The sequence below is a fragment of the Lentibacillus halophilus genome, from assembly GCF_039522485.1.
Taxonomy (GTDB): Bacteria; Bacillota; Bacilli; order Bacillales; family Amphibacillaceae; genus Lentibacillus; species Lentibacillus halophilus.
This window is the reverse complement of record NZ_BAAADM010000015.1, coordinates 18,958-40,146: the sequence shown is the minus strand read 5'-3', so window position 1 is coordinate 40,146 and position 21,189 is coordinate 18,958. Positions and strand designations below refer to the sequence as shown.

Here is a 21,189-nt window from a genome sequence, read left to right as displayed (position 1 = left end):
CTCTGAATAGCTATGAAGAAAGAGCGACCAGCAGGGGGAGACGGTATGCTGCAATTGTTTTTGGAACTGTTCACCAGTGAGAAAACCGCGAAAGACATTTTATCGAATTCGACGACGGAACTGATCTTCATGATTTTATTGACGTCCTTTTTCGTCGCCGTTTTGGTTCATCTCAGTTTGTTTATGCGATTGAAAAAATTACGAAATGACATTGATACAACCAATCGTTTGGACATGGAACCGCTGAGCACCTTCCAAGCAGAGTATAACCGTATTCGCCAGGAAGAACCGGTGAATCCGGAGACATTTGTGCAGAAGAAATTTTCCGGCTGGCGTGTGTTTAACGTACCGGTTGTTAATCTCATTAAAATGGTCCAGATGACCGTTTCTGTTTTTATATTGATTGGTGTGTTAGGTACGTTTATCGGTCTGACCATTGCGCTGGGGAGTATCAACGGTGCGGGCAGTCAATTAGTGGAGAATATTGCTTCCGTTCTGTCAGGGATCGATGTGGCATTTTATACGAGTATTGCCGGGATGGGGCTATCCCTTTTCATGACTGTTCTTATTAAAGTGTTAAATACAGAACACATGCTGACTGATATTATGTTAAAAGTCGAATCCAGATTGGAAGCCAGTGAACAGGATGGGATGACCCGGCTTATTGGTGTGTCCGAAACCATTCATCAATCCATCCAACATCTGCAGGAGACGAATCAGCAGTCACTGACAGGGATTGAACAGGCATTCGCCGGATTTCAGGACTATACAAGCGGACTTCAGCAATCGGCGAAAGACTTGGCGGCATTTAATGACGGACTTTCCAGCAACCTAGAGAGGTTTCAGGAACTTTTCCAGCATATGAAAGACGTGACGGATGGATTTGGCGAGTCCACTACAAAGCTGAATAATAATTTTGACGCATTGTTTTCCTATTTTAAAAAGATGGATCATCAATATGAGCGTATGAACAAAGCGTTAGAGAATACGTACGAGCGGGTGAAAGACGTGTCGGAAGCGCAAACGGCGACCTTGAATCGTTTCGAGGAATCCGTCGGAGAGCTGAGATCGTTTACGTCATCCATTATGGAAGAGCAACGATCCATACACACGTCCTTTGAAAACATAACGAAAAAAACGAATGATCTCGCGGAAAAAATGGATGCACATAACAAAGAATTCAAGCAAGTGTTTGGATCGGATCTAAGCGCGAAACTTTCCGGAATCATCACTGCTGTCGGTGATTTATCCAAGGATTTCGATAGGATGGGTGGATCGATCAGTCAATTGCCTGAGGCTCTGGAAGTGATCAATCAGACTCAGGCGGAGTATAAGCATCTGTTGTCGGATCGATTTGACGATTTGAAAGAGTTTAACCGAACGTTCAACAACCATTTGAAGGCTCATTCCGAGGAATCGCATGCCTTTGAAAAACAAATGCGAGAAGCGTCACAAACACATGAAAAGCTTGCCGCACAAAATAATCAGCTGATCCAGGAGATTAACAAGACAATATCCCAGTTGAACCAATCATTTCAACAGCGTGAAAATCAAGTCGAAGCAAGTGTGGATGTTTTAAAAAATACGCTGTCCGATTATGTGGCTAATCTGGAAGGCAAACTCGGGGATAAATTGGATACGGTATCGCGCAACATTAATGATTCGGTGGAAATGACAAACGATGGTCTTAAGAAGGAATTTCAGGAAATACGGCGTCTGTCTGAGGAAGTCCAACAAAACAATAGCCGTTACATCCAAAAAACATTGAAGGACCTTAGAGGGGAGATAGAAGAATTGAATCGGCAGCTTGATCGTATGGACCGACAAGACCGTATGAACGATGAAAGGTTGAACCGCGATGACGACTAAATATGGGCGGTTGTTCAAAAAGGAGCAGGAAGAAGACCACTTCTGGCCATCGTTCACCGATCTGCTGACCATTATTTTGTTATGTTTTATCCTGATTTTTATTGCAATGATGATTATTAAATCCTTGCAGATTGAAGAGATGAAAAAGACAATCGATCAACTCATGGGGGTGCGTTCCGAGCTAGTCAATGAACTGCAGGCGGAATTCAGTGATTCATCTATGGGAATTGAAGTGGATAAGGAGACAGGTGCGATTATTTTTGATACGGAAATATTATTTCCTTATAATAAATCGGAACTGAAGCCGGATTCTTTTCAGTTTTTAGATGAATTCGTCCCGAAGTATTTGGATATTTTATTGCAGAGCGGCTATGAAAAGTATGTTGCTGAAATTATTATAGAAGGCCATACTGATCGTGACGGCGGCTATTTATATAATATGGAGCTCTCGCAGGACAGGGCGTACAGTGTGGCGGAATATATTCTTAGTGATGATTTTCCCTATCAAAATATTCAAGAGCATCTAAAGGATAAATTAACCGTCAACGGCAAGTCCTACACCGACTTCCGGACGGATGATGAAGGTGATTATAGTGCGAAGGCCTCCCGAAGAGTGGAATTTAAATTCCGGCTGAAAGATGAGGAGATTCTCGAGAAAACGCGAGAGATTTTAAAGGAATAAATGGAAGAATCGTTCATTATTGTCACAACGATTTCACAGAAGGTATCCTGCGTTTGGTTAAAAATGTAAACTAATCCAACCCAACCATTGCCAAATGAATAACAAATCACCCTGCTGCCAGGGTGATTTGTTTCGTCCATTATTGATGAGAGTTGGTCCCCTGCACTGAGAACCGCGGGAATCCTGTTGCTATGGCAATCATGCCGGCGATCCCCAGTAAGACCGGGTAAATGCAGTATGGCATAATGGAAACGGGGGAGATGGACGCAACGCCGGCAACTGCCAGTAATTGAGCACCATAAGGTAAAATCCCCTGAAAGGCACTTCCGAAAATATCCAAAACGCTTGCTGTGCGACGTGGGTCAACACCAAATCGTTCAGCAATTTGTTTGGCCAAAGACCCGACACTGATAATAGCGATGGTATTGTTAGCTGTAGACAAATCAAAAACACTGACTAGACCGGCGATACCAGCTTCAGCTCCTTTTCTGGAGTTAATTCGATTGCTGATCGTGTATAACAGAAAGTCAATGCCGCCATTCACGCGGATAAGTTCAACCAACCCGCCAAGTAAAATGGCTAACAGAGCCAACTCCTGCATGCCGGCCATACCATCGCCAAGCAACGTCATTAGACCCATCACGTCGAAAGTTCCATAAATAAAACCAACCAACCCCGCAAGAATAATCCCGCCGATTAAAACATAAAGAACATTGACACCAGCAACAGCAAAAATAAGGACAGCTAAATAAGGCACCACCTTGATCAGATCAAATGGGTGGTCGCCACTGATCGATCCACCGGTATTCCATGTTAGAGCAATGAAAATAACAGCTGTCACGATAGCAGCGGGAAGAGCTATGAAAATATTCACTCTGAATTTATCGCTCATCTTGACAGCCTGTGTTTTGACAGCAGCGATGGTTGTATCTGATATGATGGATAAATTATCGCCAAACATCGCGCCACTGATGATAGCACCTAAAATAAGCGAGATGCTCATGTCTGTTTGCTCAGCCAGTCCGACACCAATGGGCGCAAGCGCAACAGCCGTACCGACCGACGTACCCATCGAAATGGATATGAAACAGCCGATGACGAATAAGCCAACAATGAGTAGATTTCCTGGCAGGATTGTCAGCCCCAAATTGACGGTGGAGTCGACCGCACCAACCCCTTCAGCAACGGCGGAGAACGAACCGGCCAAGAGATAAATAATGACCATGAGCATAATATTGGGATGCCCCGCTCCTTTGGTCAGGGAATCCAGTTTATCGTTAAAGGCTATGTTTCGGTTCATAAATAACGCAGCCAATACAGCGATAAAGACCGCGACCAGTACCGGCAACTTATAAAAATCCCCACTAGCCACACCGGAACCGATAAATAAAAATAGAAAAATGATAAATGGTATTAACGCCGATGCGCGTCCCTTGTTCAAATCTAAAGAATTCATGTCGTTACCCCCATTCATGATTGTATCAAGTGTATTCAGGCTTTTTGATCAAGATCGTCGAATGATCAATGATGTCATTTCGAAAAGGATATCTGCGCCGACGTTTTTAATGAAAAATAAAAAAGCCCTCCGTTTTGGAAGGCGTCAGTCCGAACACCTTATCTGCCAAAACGCCTGAAACGCGAATTGCTGGAATTGGCACCTTGCCATGAATTAAGCAGGTTGCCGGGCTTCACTGGGCCAGATCCCTCAGCCACTCTGGATAAGATATATGAAATTTGTTGGTAGATAAAAAGTATAATAGACAAGTACAGATGTGTCAACGCGTTCTATTAGAGATATATGAATGTTGTTGATTGATTTTGAATACTTTTGATTGATTTTTGTAATCGTTTTCGATATAATGACCGTGAAAGATGATGATGGGGAGGTGGCGTATGCTTACAAGTGACCGTCATCAAAAAATCATTGATTTAATTAATCAAAAACAAACCGTTACTATTCAGGATGTTTCCGCGATAACGGGAGCATCGGAATCAACTGTTCGCCGGGACTTAACTGAATTGGAAAACCAGCATAAGCTGCGACGCATTCATGGCGGTGCGACCATTCATGAACAGATAAATAGTGAATCAAGCATTGGTGAAAAGGCAACCAAAAACCATCAAGAAAAAACAGCGATTGCCAAACACGCAGCATCACTTGTTGAGGAAGGCGACTGTATTTTTTTGGATGCCGGTACAACGACAATGCAGATGATCCCTTTTTTAAAGGGAAAACAGGTAACCGTCGTCACCAATGGCCTCACACATATTGATTCGCTCGCGGAAAATGGGATAGCCACCTACATGACCGGTGGCTATATGAAGTCAAAAACAAGTGCTTTGATTGGCACACAAACCATGGAAATGCTGGAAAATTACCGGTTTGATGCTTGTTTTATCGGAGTGAACGGGTTTGATACAGTGTATGGGTATACAACGCCGGATCCCGAGGAAGCAGTTGTTAAACGTTCAGCATTGAATTTGGCTCGAAGCAAATACGTACTAGCTGACGACAGTAAATATCAAAGTGTGACATTTGCCGGCGTTGCTGAATTAGATGCCGCTTGTTTGATCACGACGTTGACAGACGAGCACATGCTTAACTCTTTAAAAGATCATACTGACGTTAGGAGCGTGTCGCCATGATATATACGTGTACCATGACACCATCGATTGATTATACGACCTATGTGCAGACCTTTCAAACCGGCGACTTAAACCGTACCGAACAGGTTGCGTACTATCCCGGAGGAAAGGGTATCAATGTATCCCGTGTGTTAAAAAGACTGGGTACGAATACGGCAGCACTGGGATTTGTCGGTGGATTTACCGGCGATTATATAGAGACATTTTTACAGAACGAAGGCATTTTTACCGAATTTGTTCGTACTGGCACGACGACGAGGATTAATGTAAAAATAAAAGCCGATGAGGAAACGGAAATAAATGGTCCAGGTCCTGTTCTCGGAGAAAACCTTCAGGCGCAATTATTTTCCAGACTGCAGGCATTACAGCAGGGGGATACGGTCGTGCTTGCCGGTCGGATACCTGACAGTATTCGGGATACATTTTTGGAAAAAGTCGGTGAGTTATGCCGGACACGACACGTGCATCTTGTTGTGGATACGTCCGGTCCAAGGTTAAAAAAGCTTGCTAAACAGCAGCCATTTTTAATGAAACCGAATCAGGAAGAATTAGGCGAACTGTTTGATACCACGATTCATAATTGGCATGACGCACATTCGTGCTCGCAGCAATTAGTGGAACAAGGTGTGAGTAATGTGATTGTGTCGATGGGTGGGACAGGTGCTCTCTTTGTCAACAGCGACATCGCCCTAGCAGCATCGGCTCCTGATGGCCATGTTGAGAACACAGTTGGTGCGGGTGATTCGGTAGTTGCCGGGTTTTTGGCTTCTTATGAAAAAGGATTAAACATGGTGGAGGCTTTTCAATTCGGTGTCGCTTGCGGCAGTGCCACAGCCTTTTCAAGTGATTTATGTGAACGACACCAGGCAGAAGAATTGTTCCAATCAGTAAAACTTTCCACGATAAGCAAGGATGTGATGTAAATGAAAATAACCGAGCTTTTAAAGAAAGACACGCTGATACTCGATTTAAACGCTAATACGAAAGACGATGTGTTAAATGAACTGGTTGAAAAGCTGGATGAGGCAGGGAAATTGACAGAAGCCGAAACCTTTAAACACGATATTTGGTCCCGAGAAGAAGAAAGCACAACCGGCATCGGTGAAAGTGTCGCCATTCCGCATGCGAAATCAGCTGCAGTGAAAACACCGGCCATAGCGTTTGGACGTTCCGGCGATGGGATTGATTTTGCTTCGCTGGACGGACAGCCAGCTCATCTTTTTTTCATGATTGCGGCAAGTGAAGGGGCGAATAACGACCATTTAGAAGCTCTCTCTCGATTGTCAACGTTTTTGATGGATACATCGTTCCGAGATCAACTGTATGCGGCGACGACAACAGACGAAATTATTCAAGCAATCAATGACAAAGAGGCGGAAGTGGAAGGGGAAGAAGATGAGAGTTCCGAGGACACCGCTTCTAAGCTGCTCGCCGTTACAGCGTGTCCAACGGGTATCGCGCACACGTATATGGCTGCTGAAAAATTACAAGAGACAGCTAATGACTTAGGGTTATCGATCAAAATCGAAACAAACGGATCAAGCGGCATCAAAAATAAACTGACACAAGACGATATTGATCAAGCGGATGCCATCATCGTTGCAGCCGATACGCAAGTAGAAATGGCGCGTTTTGACGGCAAACCGGTCATTCAAACAGGCGTCGGTAAGGCCATCCATGAGGCGAAAGACCTGTTAAAACAAGCGTCACAAAGCGATGTTTCCATCTATCATCATGAGGGCGGCAAAAGCGAAAATGAAGATAAAGACGAACGCACTGGATTTTATAAGCACCTGATGAATGGTGTATCCAACATGCTGCCATTTGTGGTGGGTGGTGGTATTTTAATTGCCCTTTCCTTTTTCTGGGGAATTAATGCTTCTGATCCCGATAGCCCCGAATATAACGCGTTTGCGGCGATGTTGAATGAAATTGGTGGCGGTAAAGCATTCTTTCTTATGGTGCCGGTACTGGCTGGATTTATCGCTTCAAGTATCGCTGAACGGCCTGGCTTTGCACCGGGTATGGTCGGTGGTTTGATCGCAACCACGGTTTCCGGTGCATCGGGTGCTTCCGGTGGGTCAGGCTTTTTGGGCGGATTAATAGCCGGTTTTCTGGCCGGTTATGTGACACTGTTTGTAAAAAAAGCATTCAACCGTCTGCCGGATGCGTTGGAAGGATTAAAGCCGGTACTGTTCTATCCGCTTTTCAGTATTGCTTTGACAGGAATCATTATGATGCTCATCAATCCACCATTAACCCAGATATATACGGGTTTAACAAACGTTTTGGAAAGCATGGGTGGAACGAACCAGCTGCTTGTCGGATTGATTATTGGTGCGATGATGGCATTTGATATGGGTGGTCCGCTCAATAAAGCAGCATACACATTCGGAATTGCCATGCTTGATGCGGGAAACTATACGTTTATCGCAGCGGCTATGGCCGGTGGTATGGTACCGCCACTCGGATTGGCTCTAGCTACTTCGTTGTTTAGAAATCGTTTTACAAAACAGGAACGGGAAGCTGGCAAAACCGCTTATGCATTGGGAGCTTGCTTTATTACCGAGGGGGTTATTCCATTTGCTGCGGCGGATCCTGTCCGTATCATTCCAGCCACTGTTACAGGTGCAGCGGTGACAGGTGGGTTGACGATGTTGTTTGATATTGGACTGCGCGCACCGCATGGCGGCATATTCGTAATGGGACTTGTCGAAGGCGGTGCAGGGACAGTACTTCTTTATGCGGTATCGATTATTATCGGTGCCATTGTTACGGCATTGCTGGCAGGCATGTTGAAAAAGCGCATAAACTAGCTGTGCTGCTCCACTGGGAAAAGGGCAGTCACCACGCTGATGAGTGCCCGAGCAATGCGGTTTCATCGGAAAAAGGGTACTCATGCCTTGCACACTAAGGGGCTGGGACATAACTAAATAAATCACTTTTAAACACGAACAATATAGTTAAGATGTAGTAACCGCTCCGGAAAACACTACGCTTTCACCTTACCAGGCACAAGCGCGACATCTGTTTAAGCTTCCTTTGGTCGCTTTCACAGTGTCTTCTTTGCCGCGGGCGCTGATAAGCCTCCTCGTGCTCGTCGCGTTGCAAGCTTATTCGTCGAAGCCTACGCTCCTCGCAGGTCGAAGCCTACTCATGGAAGCTTTGCCTTGTGCTTATCGCACTGCGGGGTCTTATCTAGGCTTTTCATCCCGCAGGAGTCTTCGTGTTTTTCCTACGCTAAACGAAAAATCCGAACTGATTCAGATTTTTGCGAATCATAGTTCGGATTTTTATTTGCCTAAACGTCTATTGTCCCAGCCCCTTGTTCTTACTGCACAAAATCACCTCCCCCCCCCCCCCCCCCCCCCTGTGTTATTCCTTTTTATGTATCATTATCCCTTAGTGTCCTAGAATATGGTACAATTTGAAATGCATACATATTGACGAAACGTTTTACTAATGTGGATCGTCTATAAAGATACAAAGGGGGAAGAAGATGAGAAGGCAAGTTAGAATTATTGGACTTTTAGCATTTGTTTTAGTCTTATTTAGTTTTGGTCTTACATACATAGTCCATGCCGATGAACAGAATAGGCTGGACATACAGGTAGATGCTGGATTAAATGGAAAAGTGAAACAGCAACAAGGCTATCCTGTTACGTTAAAGGTTACGAATAATAAAGCGGATTTCACAGGGGATCTTGTCGTTACATTACCCGTTGACAACAAGGTAATACCTATTGATATTGCTGCTGATACAACAAAGACGATCACTTTTTCAGTGCCGGCAATGCGAGACAATGGCATGTTGCGACAAGGACCTAATCAAAATGTGCAACGTTTTCATCTATATAAAGGAAGTTGGGAAAATGGCGAGGAGGTAACCATTGACACCAGTCTTGAATGGTCTCCTGCCCATATCTCGCGAGAAAAATTAGTGATTGGTGTTCTTTCGGACCGGCCGGACAGCCTGAATTATATAAAATTAGCATCCTTCCATGGGGAGAATCCGGAAGTCATCCATTTGCAGGCAGACGATCTTCCTGAAGATGCAGCAGGGCTTGATGTTCTTGATTTGCTTGTTATCAACGACTATTCGGTGGCAACATTACCGGACACCATTCAAGCGGCTATTAAAGATTGGACAGGAGAAGGTGGAACACTCGTAACCGGTAGTGAGCCGGGGATGCAGCAACAGTTTGGTGAACTTGCCGACTTATTGCCACTAACGGTTAAAGGTAAAAAAACGGTTCAAACGATTCAAGGTTTTAACAAACTCTACCAAAAGCCGCTTCAGGCGGATAACCTGGAATTGTTTACAGGAACTGTCAATGAAAAAGCTGACGTGCTTTACAAAGAAGGGTCGACCCCGTTAGTTGCTGAAAAGTCGTTTGGCAAGGGTGTCGTTACTCAATTAACATTTGATTTAGGATTACCGGTGTTGGCTGACTGGAAGGGAAGCCAACCACTATGGGAAACCATTGGGAGCGATTCAGGCAGTATGAATCCGCAAATGAGGCCGCCTAACTTGCGGATGAATGATCAACTGGCAAACATGTCAAAAACCTTTCCAACGTTGGCGGACTTTAAGGTTTCAACACTGTCTCTACTATTTGTAGCGTATTTGTTGTTGATTCTTCCTGTTCTTTATATGGTTTTAAAGAAAGCAGATAAACGAGAGTGGGCATGGATTGTCATTCCTGTTATTGCGGTTATATCGAGCGTTGGATTATATACCGTTGGCGCAAAAGATCGGGGTGGTCATGTAAAAACCAATACAGTGTCGGTTATTTCGGTGGATGAGAAGGGTATTGGAAGTGGTGATGGAGCTGTTTCTATGTTATCCAAAGGGGCTGGAACATACACGTTATCTATGGATAGTAAGCTTGATCCTGTATCAGCAACCAATCGACATAATCCACGTCCATCCTTTTCGGATTTACCATTTGTAGAGGCAAAAGGTAATAAAACGGCGATTCACTATCGTGATGTGGAATTTTGGTCACCACGGAGTGCAGCAATCGATTATCCTGTAAAGCAATATGGTCACTTTCAATCCGATTTAACACGGGGTGATGATAACATAAGCGGACAGATTACAAACAAATTTGAGCATGATATGCAAGATATTTATTTAATTAGCGGTCGGAATTACCACAAAGTAGGGGATCTGGCTGCCGGCAAGTCAAAAAAAATACGTTTCAGTGTAAAAAACAAAGACTTTTATCAGCGGCCAACTGAGGGAGTCGCCCAACAAATATTTGGTCAGCGTGGTTCCATGGCCCAAAGCAGTGATAAAGCGTTACAATCGGAACTGCTTTCGAACACCATTCGAAGTAATATGAAGCATAACGTTAATACTCCTGTTTTAATTGGATTTACCGACGAAGTGTTGTATCCGATAACCGTAAATGGCGATGAGACGGTTCAAAATAATCATCATTTGTTCACTCAACCTGCAACCATTCAATTACCTGATAAGGAAAGAGGTTCGTTTTCAACCAGAATGAAGTTACCAAACGTCTCAGTTCTTGACGGTCAAATGATCCACAATGGGACAAAGCAAGGTCATCCTTTCATTGATGCTGAAGCAGGCTCTTATTTATTGACATATGAACTGCCGGCATCGATACGAAATCATTCCTTTCAACTGAACAAAATAGACGTTTCGATTTCAAATCGACGGGGTAGTGCTTCTTACTCTCTTTACAATGCTAAAAAGGATACGTATGAGAAGATTGATCAAAATCAGGCTTCGTTTGATCAGCGTGTTCATAAAAAATATCTAAAGGATAATGATGTCGTCATTCGTGTGAGTTCGTCCGGAGATGGCCCCATCGATGTTCCAACGGTCCGTGTAGAAGGAGTGATAAACCCATGATAGAGATGATCAATTTAACCAAACGATACGGTTCGTTTACGGCACTTGACAATTTGACTTTAACAATCGATAGAGGGACTGTTTTTGGGTTTGTCGGACCGAATGGAGCGGGAAAGTCGACCGCCTTTTCCATATTGGCAACCCTTTTGCCATCAAGTGAAGGATCCGCATATGTGAACGGCTATGATGTCATAAAACATCCCAAACAGGTGCGCAGGCATATCGGTTATGTACCTGATTTCTTTGGTGTATATGATCAATTTAAAGTCAATGAGTATTTGGATTTTTACGGTGCCAGTTACGGCATTTCCAGTGCGGAAAGAAAAGCCGTTATTCCTCAATTACTAGAGCTTGTCAATCTCACTGAAAAAGCGGACAGCTATGTTGATTTACTCTCAAGAGGAATGAAGCAGCGCCTCTGTTTGGCGCGAGCATTAATTCATGATCCGGAAGTATTAATACTGGATGAGCCTGCGTCCGGGCTTGATCCGCGTGCCCGTGTGGAAATGCGAGGAATATTACGCGAGCTGAAAAATATGGATAAGACTATTATTATTTCATCCCATATTCTTCCGGAGCTTTCGGAAATCTGTGACGAGCTGGGAGTTATTGAAAATGGGCAATTGATCGCCAGTGGAAATGTCAGTGATATTGAACACCAGTTGCAGGGGCAAAAAATATTACTGGTAACGGTCAACGACAATGTGGAGGAGGCAGTCGCTTTTTTTGAAGACGATCCTAACGTACGCCAGGTTGACCGGGATGAACAAAACGAGCAATGTTTGCAGCTTTCTTATCAAGGGTCGAGTGATGATCAGGCTGAATTATTAAGAAAAGCCGTCAATAGTGACTTGCCGATTGTAACGCTTTCACAAAAACAAACAAATTTGGAAGATATTTTCATGGAAATCACCGAGGGAGGCGAATAAATGGAGCGGTTACAAGCATTATTCATCAACCCTGTCTTAAATAAAGAAATCAAACTGCGCTTTCGGTCTTTTAAAAACTTTTTAGGCATCTTTTTGTTTTTAGCTATTTGTGGCGCGGTTAGTCTCGCGTTCATTTATATTGAGACACAGTTATCGCATGATAGTTTTACAGCGTCTGACAGCAGAAATTTGTTTATGCTGTTGTCGATGGGACAGCTCGGATTAATTGTGTTTATCACACCTGGATTAACTGCTGGTGCGATTAGCGGAGAAAGAGAAAAACAGACATTGAATATCATGTTGACGACACAACAGTCATCCACATCGATTATTTTAAGTAAGCTGTTTTCCTCCATTTTATTCCTGACGTTAATGTTAGTTGCGTCCTTGCCGCTATACAGTATTGTTTTCTTGTATGGTGGTGTATCGCCGCAAATGGTATTCGCCACATTCGGATATCAATTATTGACGATGTTGACCATCGGAAGCATCGGCATTATGTTTTCGACATTTATGAAGAAGACAATGCTTGCTACCATAACGACTTATGGAATGATGCTGTTTTTTGTTGTGGGTACCATGATTTTGTTTTTTATTATGATTCGTTTCATTTTAGGAGTTACGCCTGGACCGACGGGAGCAGGTCAATCCAATAATATCCTCCCATATTTGGTGTTAATGCTGAATCCTGGTGTTGCCATGTTTACATCGTTTGAAGATTTGTTTTTGCACCAATTTCAGCAATTGGGAATTGATTGGCCACTTTGGCGAGGGTTTACACTATCGTATATAACAATGACGGTGGTTGCGTTGTTGATGGCGATTAATCGGCTACGACCGTCGATGCGATTGAAGACAGCGCGAAAGAAGAAGGAGTAATCTATGGAGGAGCAAAATCAGCTTTTTCAGCTGCTTAAAGACGTGAAAAGAAAATTATGGCTACAAAAGGCGGTGCATCGTTTTTATATTGTCCTGCTATTAGGTGCTGCCGTTGGGTTAAGCTGGCTCGGTCTCAGTCGTATATTTGTCATTCTCTATGTCGGTGAAAAAATAGCGATCAGCTTTGGCTTGCTCATGATTGGTTTTGCTTTTTATGTTTTCGTAAAAAAACCTACCAATCTTGAAGCAGCCAAAAAGTTTGACCAACAAGGACTGGATGACCGAGTGATAACCGCGTTGCACTTTCGAGACGAGACATCGTCTATTGCTAGATTGCAGCGAAACGATACGCTGACAAAGATGAAGCAGGTCTTGCCGGCTATTAAACAAGAAAAGATCAATTGGCTTCCATGGAAAAAATGGATTCTCTTATGCAGCATGGTTCTGCTCGCTTATCTCAGTATGACTTTTCCAAATGATGTAAGAGAAACGGCTAAAGAAACAGAGGAAGAACTGAAAATTGTGAACGAAAACAAAGAAGAGCTTGAACAATTTGCTGAAGAACATAAAGAAGACGTAGGTGAACAGGCAGAAGAAAAAGTGGATAAACTTATGGAAGACGTTAAGCAGGAGAAAAAGGCTGCGGAAATGCAAGAAGATGTCCTGCAGGCAGAAAAACAGCTGAATAAACTAAAAAAACAAGCTAAAACGAGTAAGCAGCAGTTGAACAATGCTGCAAAACAATTAGAAGAAAACGGATTAAACACACTGGCCGAGGCTACCAAACAGATGAATACCGGACAAATGGAAAAACAAATGACGAAAATGCAGGAGAAACTGAACACCTTCGATAAACAGGAGCTACAAGCGCTACAGGAGACATTACAATCGGCAGCGGATTCGATGGGAATGGACAGTCAATCGTCTAAAAACGATGAACTATCTAAGGAAGAACTCGAACAAATGATGAATAATATGGAAAAGCAAATGCAGCAGCTTGCAGAAGACGCCGAAAATGGATCAACGCTTGCGGCGGCGCAGAAAGATTTACAAAAACTTGCTCAAAACATGAATCAGCAAATGGCTTCTGCCGGTCTTGGGTCGCCTGGTTCACTGGCTTTTTCCAATGGTAGCTCATCAGCAGGTAGTACGACTGGGACGACTGGGTCATCCAGCCAAAACCCTCAGCAAGGGCAGTCAGGAAAAGGTTCAAATTCAGGAAATAGCTCGGGGTCAGGAAGCGGTTCAGGCTCCGGGAGTGGAAGCAGCTCAGGATCCGGAAACGGCCAAGGTTCTGGCAGCGGATCCGGCTCAGGTTCTGGTAGTGGTTCAGGATCAGGCAATGGGTCCGGATCGGGCTCTGGAACCGGCAGTGGCTCGGGCGGTAATGGTGCTGGTCTTGGCTCGGGGAACCACAATTTGACGGTTCCTGAAAAATTAGAAGGACAGCAAAATCAAACGGTAGATAAAGGTAAGACGGGGAAAGGTCCAAGCGAGCAACAAATAGCACCGAATGCGCCCATTCTTCCTGGGGAAGTGCGTTCCTATGAGGACGTTTATCAAAATTATGAAAACACCTATCGGCAGTCTATGGAACGGAATGATTATCCGGACCATTTGCAGCAAATGATTAAAGATTATTTTTCTGATATTAAGCCAAAAGAGGGAGCGAATTAGTGTGGAAGCATTACAAGAAGAAGCGATCGCAGACGTAAAGCAGCGAATCGACGCTGTGAAAGCTGAATTGAGTCGCTTTATCGTGGGGCAGGATGATGTTGTTGAGCATCTTTTATGGGGAATGGTGGCCGGGGGTCATGTATTACTTGAGGGGCTTCCCGGCCTTGGAAAAACAATGGTCGTTCGGAAAATATCGGAAGTTATGGATTTACAATTCTCCCGTATCCAATTCACACCAGATTTAATGCCGACAGATATTACCGGAACGAACATGATCCAACCAAATGACCAAGACGGGCAATCATTTGTTTTTCATCAAGGCCCGCTTTTTTCTAATATTGTTTTGGCAGATGAAATTAATCGGGCAACACCAAAAACGCAAAGTGCCTTGTTGGAAGCGATGGGTGAGCGTACCGTTACGGTAATGGGGGATATGCATACATTAAATGAACCATTTTTTGTGCTTGCTACCCAAAATCCCATCGACTTGGAAGGGACGTATCCATTGCCAGAGGCCCAAATGGACCGTTTTATTATGAAAATTAACGTAGCCTATCCAACACAGGAAGAGTTAAAAGAGATAGCTGTACGAACAACAGGCACAAGTGGTCAAGCCTTAGAGCAATTGGTCGATGCGTCTTTCGTCATGCAGGCCAACCAAATGGCAAAGCAGGTGCTTGTAGCTGATCAAGTATTGAACTATGCTGTCACTATTACGATGGCGACCCATCCGGATAACGACCATGCAACAGATGATGTGAAAAACTATGTGCTCTACGGTTCCGGACCAAGAGGGCTGCAAAGTTTAATCGCTATTGCTAAGGTTCGGGCATTATTTGACGGGCGTTACAACGTATCGATAGGAGATATTAAAAAGAGTGCGGTTGCTGTACTGCGCCATCGTATCTTTCTCAATTTTGAAGGTGAGGCTGACCGGGTAGATAAGGACCAATTGATTGAGGACGTACTCGTGTCTGCAGAAGAAAGGGCGTGAACGGATGCATCCGCTTCTATCACCCGTTCTGGCTAACCGTCTGACGGCTTTCAGGCTTACGTCCAAGCGAGTTGTTCAGGGAGGGCATAAGGGCGAACGCCGATCACCACGCCTTGGCTCTTCCTTGGAATTCTCTGATTATCGTTTATACAGTCCTGGAGATGACTTGCGCCAAATCGACTGGAATACCTATGCCCGAACCCAAAAATATTACGTGAAACGTTTCCTCGATGAACAGGAGCTTTCAGTTTCCATTTATTTGGATTGTACAAAATCAATGGGAATAAAACAAGAAAAATGGACAAGGGCAAAGGAATTGGCTGCTGCATTTGCGTTTTTAGCGTTGACCAATTCCGACCGGTTAAGCGTGATACCGGTTGCTTCCTCAACGGATGTTTACCCGTATACAAAAGGAAAAGCAATGACGAAACGTGTGCTGCCATTTATCGAACAAACTTCTTTGACGGATGGGGAGGACGCCTTCGGGGAGCATCTTAATAAGACATTGCATCAAAGCAGAAAAGGAAGTCTTAATCTCGTCATTAGCGACTTTTTAGATGATCCAACCGATTTGTTTGCAGCGCTAAAAAAGATGCAGGCAAAACATCAGCAAGTGCTGCTTATTCAGATCGTATTGCCGGAAGAAGTCCATCCTGATCACTTCGGAGATTTACAACTGGTTGATAGCGAAACAACTGAGCAGCGTGATGTAACGATGTCGCCAAACGTTATTAAGAACTATAAGCAACTATTCGAAGCTCATACCGAATCGATTAAATCATTTTGTCGGCGGCGGGGAATGGACTTAATTACGTGTCCTACTTCCGATAGCTTGGAACAAAGCCTTTTTTCGTCTGTTATGCGCCAAGGTTGGATAGGGAGGTGAAAGCATGGGGTTTTTAGCACCTGCGTCTTTCTGGTTTTTAACTGCTATTCCACTATTGCTGGTCTTCTATCTTTTTAAAAAACAGTATGAATCGAAAACCATTTCTTCTATTTATCTATGGCAACGAACGTTCCAAGAATGGGAATCAGACCGCTGGTGGAGGAAGCTTCAGAAAAATATATTACTGCTTTTACAACTCCTTATCCTGCTTTTTCTGATTTTTGCACTGACACGTCCGTTTCTTGCCGGGGATGACGTCGATGGCGATCATCTCGTTATCGTTCTTGATTCATCCGCAACAATGGTGGCTGAACAAGATGGGAAAACACGATTGACCAGCGCCAAACAACAAGCGACAGATCTTGTAAATCAGCTGGGTAATGAACAGAAGGTCAGTGTCATTCATGCGCAAAAATCTCCTGAATTGCTTGTCTCTCACTCGATGGATCATGGAAAGGCGCTTGAGTCAATTGATCAATTGCCCGTGTCTTACCGGCATGAGAATCTCCGTGATAGTGTGCAGTTAGCCCAATCACTCATGCAACAGGGGACAGGTGAAATACATATTTTTACCGATAATCTAACGGGTGAGGAGTTAAAAGAACGGGACACTGCCAGTCCAATCGTTGTTCATAACAGCCAATCAACACAAAAAAATGTATCGCTCCGAACATTTGGTGTCAAACAGATGGACAATCACGTTTCGGCACTTGTGACGGTAAAAAATGAAGCATCACAAGCCGCAGATGTAACGCTATCGATTCGTCATGATGGAAACAACCTGAAACAGGCAACCGAAACGATACCGGCAAACGAACAACAAACCATTCGGGTTAAGGACTTACCTGTTCACGATTATTATCAAGCGAAAATAGATGAGGATGTCTATGCGCTCGATAATTACACGTATGCATTATTGCCAAAAGACCATTCGCCATCGATTTATTTGGCGGGGGAAGTTAATCCATTTGTTGAACAGGCGTTGTTGTCAGCTGGCATACAGGTGACAACCGTGCCTAAAGACGAAAATGGCGATTATTCGTTTCCGGAAAACAAGCCTGAATCTATTTATCTATTATCCGGAGTGAAAGCAAAACAGTGGCCCACTGGACCTAAGTTAATCATTTCACCTGCTACTGGAGGCCCTTTTGACGTTCAAGAAAAGGAGTCATTAGACTATAGTCTGAAGCAAGTGGCAGATGATTCTATGTTAGCTTATTCCGATGTCGACAATGTTTATTTAAAGCAGTCATTTCCAATTGGTAATTGGCATGGTTTTAAGCCGCTTGTAAAAAGCGGGGAGCAAGTTGTGATGGCGAAAGGGACGTATGAGAACACACCGATGGTTATATTTGCTTTTGACCTGGATGATTCAGACTGGGCGCTGCAACCGGGTTTTCCGATTTTATTGGCCAATAGTGTGACAGCTCTGGCGGGAAGCGGAGATTCACTCGGCTACTATCAACCAATGGAAGCAACTGATATAAATCTGTCAACGACAACGGAGGAAGCGGTTATGGAACGGTTGGACGGGGAACATGTTACTGACGTTTCGTTAGACGAACAAGAAGTAACGATGCCTCGTCAGCCAGGTATTTACCAGCTCCATGAAAAAAAAGCAACCGGCTCATCGTATCGCCGCTTCGTGGTTCAATTAGATAACAACGAACGTACAGCTGAAACGAACGAATCATTTACGGTGGGTGCAGCGGAACAACAGTCGCAGGGAGCACAACCGTCGAAGCAGGAAATCTGGCGTATTTTTGCAAGCGTGGCGTTATTCATCTTGTTGATCGAGTGGGAGGTATATCGACGTGGCATTGCAGGTTGAACATCCGCTGTGGCTCGCTGGATTCATTCCTGTGGTTATTGTTCTTTATTTGTACTGGCGGTCGAACGCACGGTTAACTAGTGGACGAAAAATCGCGCTGACGGTGTTACGTGCACTTGTTTTTACGCTTGTGATGTTGGCGTTGGCCGGGGTGCAAATGCGCTGGTCCGTCGATCAAGTGGCTACGACATTTGTCGTTGACCGCTCACACAGTGCGATAGAAAAGGAACAAACCGCATTAAACCAAATGAATGAAGCGATGGAAGATAAGGCTCCGGAAGACAAGGCCGGGGTTGTTTCCACTGGCAGAAAGGCGGCCGTAGAAAAACCTTTATCAGATCATGTTAATGGTATTCGGTCATTTGAAACCGAAACAAATCGATCTTACACCAACTTAGCTTCTGGACTACAGCTTGGTGGCAGTATGTTTTCTGAAAATGATTCGGGGCGCGTCGTACTCATGACCGATGGCAATGAAAATATAGGGGATGCTGTCAGACAGGCGAGTTATTTACATAATCGCGGCTATGTTGTAGACGTTCTCCCTTTTTCGCCCGATTATAAAGACGACGTGGCCATCACCTCATTTGATGTTCCGGAAACAATTTATACGGGCGAACAAGCTCGTCTTTCCATGACAATAAACAGCAGCATGGATACGTCCGGTCAAGTTCGAATCAAACAAAATGGCCAAACCATTATTGACCAAACCGTTCAATTGAATAAGGGCAAGAATCAACTAGCTTTTAATCAGCTGGTTTCGACAGATGGATTTCTCACGTTTCGTGCTGAAATTGTCAGCGAGGGTGATCAAGTCGTGGAAAATAATCAGCTAGAAGCTTTCGCGGAAACAAAAGGTATGCCAAGCGTGCTGATTGTGGAGGGAAAAAGCGGGGCATCAGCTAACCTGAAGAAAGCACTTGATGCATCGGCGGTTCAAGTAAAAACCATATCACCCGATTTATTACCCGGGCAATTGAGCAGTTATTTGTCGTATGACACGATTATCTTCAGCAATGTGTCCGCACACATGATAACCGGCAAGCAAATGACTTTAATGGAGCGAGCGGTAAAAGATTTTGGGGTTGGTTTTATCATGACAGGCGGGGACCAAGCGTTTGGTGTTGGTGGTTATTTTAAAACACCGATTGAAAAATTGCTGCCGGTTGATATGGAGGTTAAAGGAAAAAAAGAACTGCCGTCGCTTGGCTTATCGATTGTTCTTGATAAATCAGGAAGCATGAATGGAAATAAGATCGCTCTGGCTCGTGAGGCGGCTGCCAGATCGGTTGAGCTATTAAGAGAAAAGGATACACTTGGTGTCATTGCGTTTGATGGTACACTGTGGCAGGTTGTTGAACCAGGCCCGATTGATGATAAAGAAGACGTGTTAAAGCAAATTCGTTCAATTACAGCAAGTGGTGGTACAGATATTTTCACTCCGCTGACACAAGCCTATGACCAAATGGATCCGCTGGAATTAAAACGAAAGCATATTATTTTACTGACAGATGGACAGTCAGCAACTTCGACGAATTATCGGCAAATGATTGAGGAAGCAAAAAACAATGGGATAACCTTATCCACAGTAGCCATTGGCAGACAAGCTGACGGACAGCTATTGAAGGAAATGGCGCAACTGGGTGGTGGTCGTTTTTACCAAGTGCACAATAATTCCAGTATCCCGACTATTTTATCACGAGAAACATCCTTAGTGACCAAAACGTACATTGAGGACGATCCATTTCACCCAAACGTTACTGCGGGCGGTGGTGAATGGGGATCTTTGTTTGAAAAAGGTGTCCCACAGATGAATGCGTATATTGCTACAACACTAAAAGGACGCGCACAGCAAGTGTTAACAAGTGAAAAAAATGACCCGGTTTTGGCGAGATGGCAATATGGATTAGGTAAAACAGTTGCCTGGACATCGGATTTATCCGGCGAATGGGCTGGTGACTGGCCAAAATGGGAAAATTGGTCGCCACTATGGAATGATATTGTGACTTGGACACTTCCACAATATCAGAAAAAATCTTATCATGTGTCGAAAGAAATAGAGGGAAATCAGGTGACACTTAATGTAAAAGCTGCAGATAATAAAGCGTCCAAATTAAACGCGACATTAGTACGTGATAACGGAGAGGACGTTCCCTTCAACTTACAACCGAAAGCGCCAGGTGAGTATCAGGGGTCTTTTGAAGCAGATAACCAAGGTGTTTACTTTTTACAGATCACCGAAAAACAGGGCGATCAAATCGTTGGTTCGTTCAAAACGGGAATCGTTGTTCCGTATTCACAGGAATATGCATTCACCCCTGCAAATGATCACTTGATTAAGGAAATAGCATCAGCAGGAGGCGGCAAGGTTATCGATGGCATGAACAATGTCTTTTCATCAAAAGGATTGCCTCCACGTTACGACAATCAAGACTTGTTTTATCTATTCCTGACGTTGGCGCTGATTTTGTTTATGATGGATGTCGCTGTAAGGCGGTTTCGAATGAACGTTGCTTTTGTAACCAGGATTAGCGAACGCTTTAAACGAAAACAAGAGAAAGAGCATGAGGGTACAGAGAAAAGGGCTGCACGGTTTAGCCAATTGAAACAAGCGTCAACAAAGCGGGTGAGCACCCAATCAAGTAAGGGTAAACCAGCTGCGAAAAAACAAACAAAACCGGTGAAACAAGCCAAAACCACAAGAAATGATAACGAAAATGAAAGCAAAGAAGACCGTCTGCAACGACTGCTCAAAGCCAAACGTAAAAAATGAGGGACAATGTGTATAGAATCATTGTCCTCCTTTGCTAGTAACGTGCTGCTCCACCGAGGAAAAGGGCACTCATGACGCTAATGAGTGCCCGAACGACGCGGTTTCACCGGGAAAAGGGCACTCATAATAGTGATGATTG

14 protein-coding genes and 1 riboswitch are annotated in these 21,189 nt (G+C 44.1%); of the genes, 13 read left to right on the top strand and 1 reads right to left on the bottom strand.

Features of this window, described 5'->3' with window-relative positions; genetic code table 11:
- The first annotated feature begins 45 nt into the window (after positions 1 to 45).
- A complete protein-coding gene (locus ABDZ72_RS03210; protein WP_343751106.1) occupies positions 46 to 1,869 on the top strand; it encodes a MotA/TolQ/ExbB proton channel family protein in 1,824 nt (607 codons plus the stop codon).
- Positions 1,859 to 2,551, top strand: a complete 693-nt coding sequence (locus tag ABDZ72_RS03205) for an OmpA family protein (protein WP_343751104.1) — start codon at positions 1,859 to 1,861, stop codon at positions 2,549 to 2,551. Before ABDZ72_RS03210 ends, ABDZ72_RS03205 begins: the two co-directional genes overlap by 11 nt.
- Before the next feature lie 139 nt (positions 2,552 to 2,690).
- On the opposite strand, the gene ABDZ72_RS03200 is transcribed toward ABDZ72_RS03205, so the two are convergent.
- Entirely contained in the window at positions 2,691 to 4,007 is a 1,317-nt protein-coding gene (locus tag ABDZ72_RS03200; protein ID WP_343751102.1) for a Na+/H+ antiporter NhaC family protein, read from the bottom strand.
- A gap of 155 nt (positions 4,008 to 4,162) precedes the next feature.
- Positions 4,163 to 4,276: riboswitch (SAM riboswitch) on the bottom strand.
- A 168-nt stretch (positions 4,277 to 4,444) separates the two neighbouring features.
- On the opposite strand from ABDZ72_RS03200, the gene ABDZ72_RS03195 reads away from it, so the two are divergent.
- The 11 genes from ABDZ72_RS03195 (at position 4,445) to ABDZ72_RS03145 (ending at position 21,050) form a co-directional block, all read left to right on the top strand.
- Complete coding sequence (locus ABDZ72_RS03195; protein ID WP_343751101.1) at positions 4,445 to 5,197, top strand: DeoR/GlpR family DNA-binding transcription regulator; 753 nt, start codon at positions 4,445 to 4,447, stop codon at positions 5,195 to 5,197.
- Entirely contained in the window at positions 5,194 to 6,120 is a 927-nt protein-coding gene (gene pfkB, locus ABDZ72_RS03190; RefSeq protein ID WP_343751100.1) for a 1-phosphofructokinase, read from the top strand. The genes ABDZ72_RS03195 and pfkB overlap by 4 nt, the downstream gene beginning before the upstream one ends.
- Complete coding sequence (locus tag ABDZ72_RS03185; protein WP_343751099.1) at positions 6,121 to 8,013, top strand: PTS fructose transporter subunit IIABC; 1,893 nt, start codon at positions 6,121 to 6,123, stop codon at positions 8,011 to 8,013.
- A gap of 683 nt (positions 8,014 to 8,696) precedes the next feature.
- Positions 8,697 to 11,081: a hypothetical protein gene (locus ABDZ72_RS03180; protein WP_343751098.1), complete on the top strand. Its 2,385-nt coding sequence runs from the start codon at positions 8,697 to 8,699 to the stop codon at positions 11,079 to 11,081.
- A complete protein-coding gene (locus ABDZ72_RS03175) occupies positions 11,078 to 12,010 on the top strand; it encodes an ABC transporter ATP-binding protein (protein WP_343751097.1) in 933 nt (310 codons plus the stop codon). The genes ABDZ72_RS03180 and ABDZ72_RS03175 overlap by 4 nt, the downstream gene beginning before the upstream one ends.
- Entirely contained in the window at positions 12,011 to 12,889 is an 879-nt protein-coding gene (locus ABDZ72_RS03170; protein ID WP_343751096.1) for an ABC transporter permease, read from the top strand. It begins immediately after the preceding gene.
- A 3-nt stretch (positions 12,890 to 12,892) separates the two neighbouring features.
- Positions 12,893 to 14,566 carry a coiled-coil domain-containing protein gene (locus ABDZ72_RS03165; RefSeq protein WP_343751095.1) on the top strand — a complete coding sequence of 558 codons (1,674 nt, stop codon included), beginning with the start codon at positions 12,893 to 12,895 and terminating at the stop codon, positions 14,564 to 14,566.
- Entirely contained in the window at positions 14,562 to 15,560 is a 999-nt protein-coding gene (locus ABDZ72_RS03160) for an AAA family ATPase (protein WP_425542342.1), read from the top strand. Before ABDZ72_RS03165 ends, ABDZ72_RS03160 begins: the two co-directional genes overlap by 5 nt.
- Positions 15,523 to 16,446, top strand: coding sequence for a DUF58 domain-containing protein (locus ABDZ72_RS03155; RefSeq protein ID WP_343751093.1), 924 nt, complete (start codon positions 15,523 to 15,525; stop codon positions 16,444 to 16,446). The genes ABDZ72_RS03160 and ABDZ72_RS03155 overlap by 38 nt, the downstream gene beginning before the upstream one ends.
- Positions 16,447 to 16,450: 4 nt before the next feature.
- Positions 16,451 to 18,277, top strand: a complete 1,827-nt coding sequence (locus tag ABDZ72_RS03150; RefSeq protein WP_343751092.1) for a BatA domain-containing protein — start codon at positions 16,451 to 16,453, stop codon at positions 18,275 to 18,277.
- Positions 18,261 to 21,050: a VWA domain-containing protein gene (locus ABDZ72_RS03145; RefSeq protein ID WP_343751091.1), complete on the top strand. Its 2,790-nt coding sequence runs from the start codon at positions 18,261 to 18,263 to the stop codon at positions 21,048 to 21,050. The genes ABDZ72_RS03150 and ABDZ72_RS03145 overlap by 17 nt, the downstream gene beginning before the upstream one ends.
- Positions 21,051 to 21,189 lie beyond the last annotated feature (139 nt).

Coding starts and splice junctions, on each gene's coding strand:
- ABDZ72_RS03210 (WP_343751106.1), top strand. CDS start 46: ATGCTGCAATTGTTTTTGGAACTGTTCACCAGTGAGAAAACCGCGAAA.
- ABDZ72_RS03205 (WP_343751104.1), top strand. CDS start 1,859: ATGACGACTAAATATGGGCGGTTGTTCAAAAAGGAGCAGGAAGAAGAC.
- ABDZ72_RS03200 (WP_343751102.1), bottom strand. CDS start 4,007: ATGAATTCTTTAGATTTGAACAAGGGACGCGCATCGGCGTTAATACCA.
- ABDZ72_RS03195 (WP_343751101.1), top strand. CDS start 4,445: ATGCTTACAAGTGACCGTCATCAAAAAATCATTGATTTAATTAATCAA.
- pfkB (WP_343751100.1), top strand. CDS start 5,194: ATGATATATACGTGTACCATGACACCATCGATTGATTATACGACCTAT.
- ABDZ72_RS03185 (WP_343751099.1), top strand. CDS start 6,121: ATGAAAATAACCGAGCTTTTAAAGAAAGACACGCTGATACTCGATTTA.
- ABDZ72_RS03180 (WP_343751098.1), top strand. CDS start 8,697: ATGAGAAGGCAAGTTAGAATTATTGGACTTTTAGCATTTGTTTTAGTC.
- ABDZ72_RS03175 (WP_343751097.1), top strand. CDS start 11,078: ATGATAGAGATGATCAATTTAACCAAACGATACGGTTCGTTTACGGCA.
- ABDZ72_RS03170 (WP_343751096.1), top strand. CDS start 12,011: ATGGAGCGGTTACAAGCATTATTCATCAACCCTGTCTTAAATAAAGAA.
- ABDZ72_RS03165 (WP_343751095.1), top strand. CDS start 12,893: ATGGAGGAGCAAAATCAGCTTTTTCAGCTGCTTAAAGACGTGAAAAGA.
- ABDZ72_RS03150 (WP_343751092.1), top strand. CDS start 16,451: ATGGGGTTTTTAGCACCTGCGTCTTTCTGGTTTTTAACTGCTATTCCA.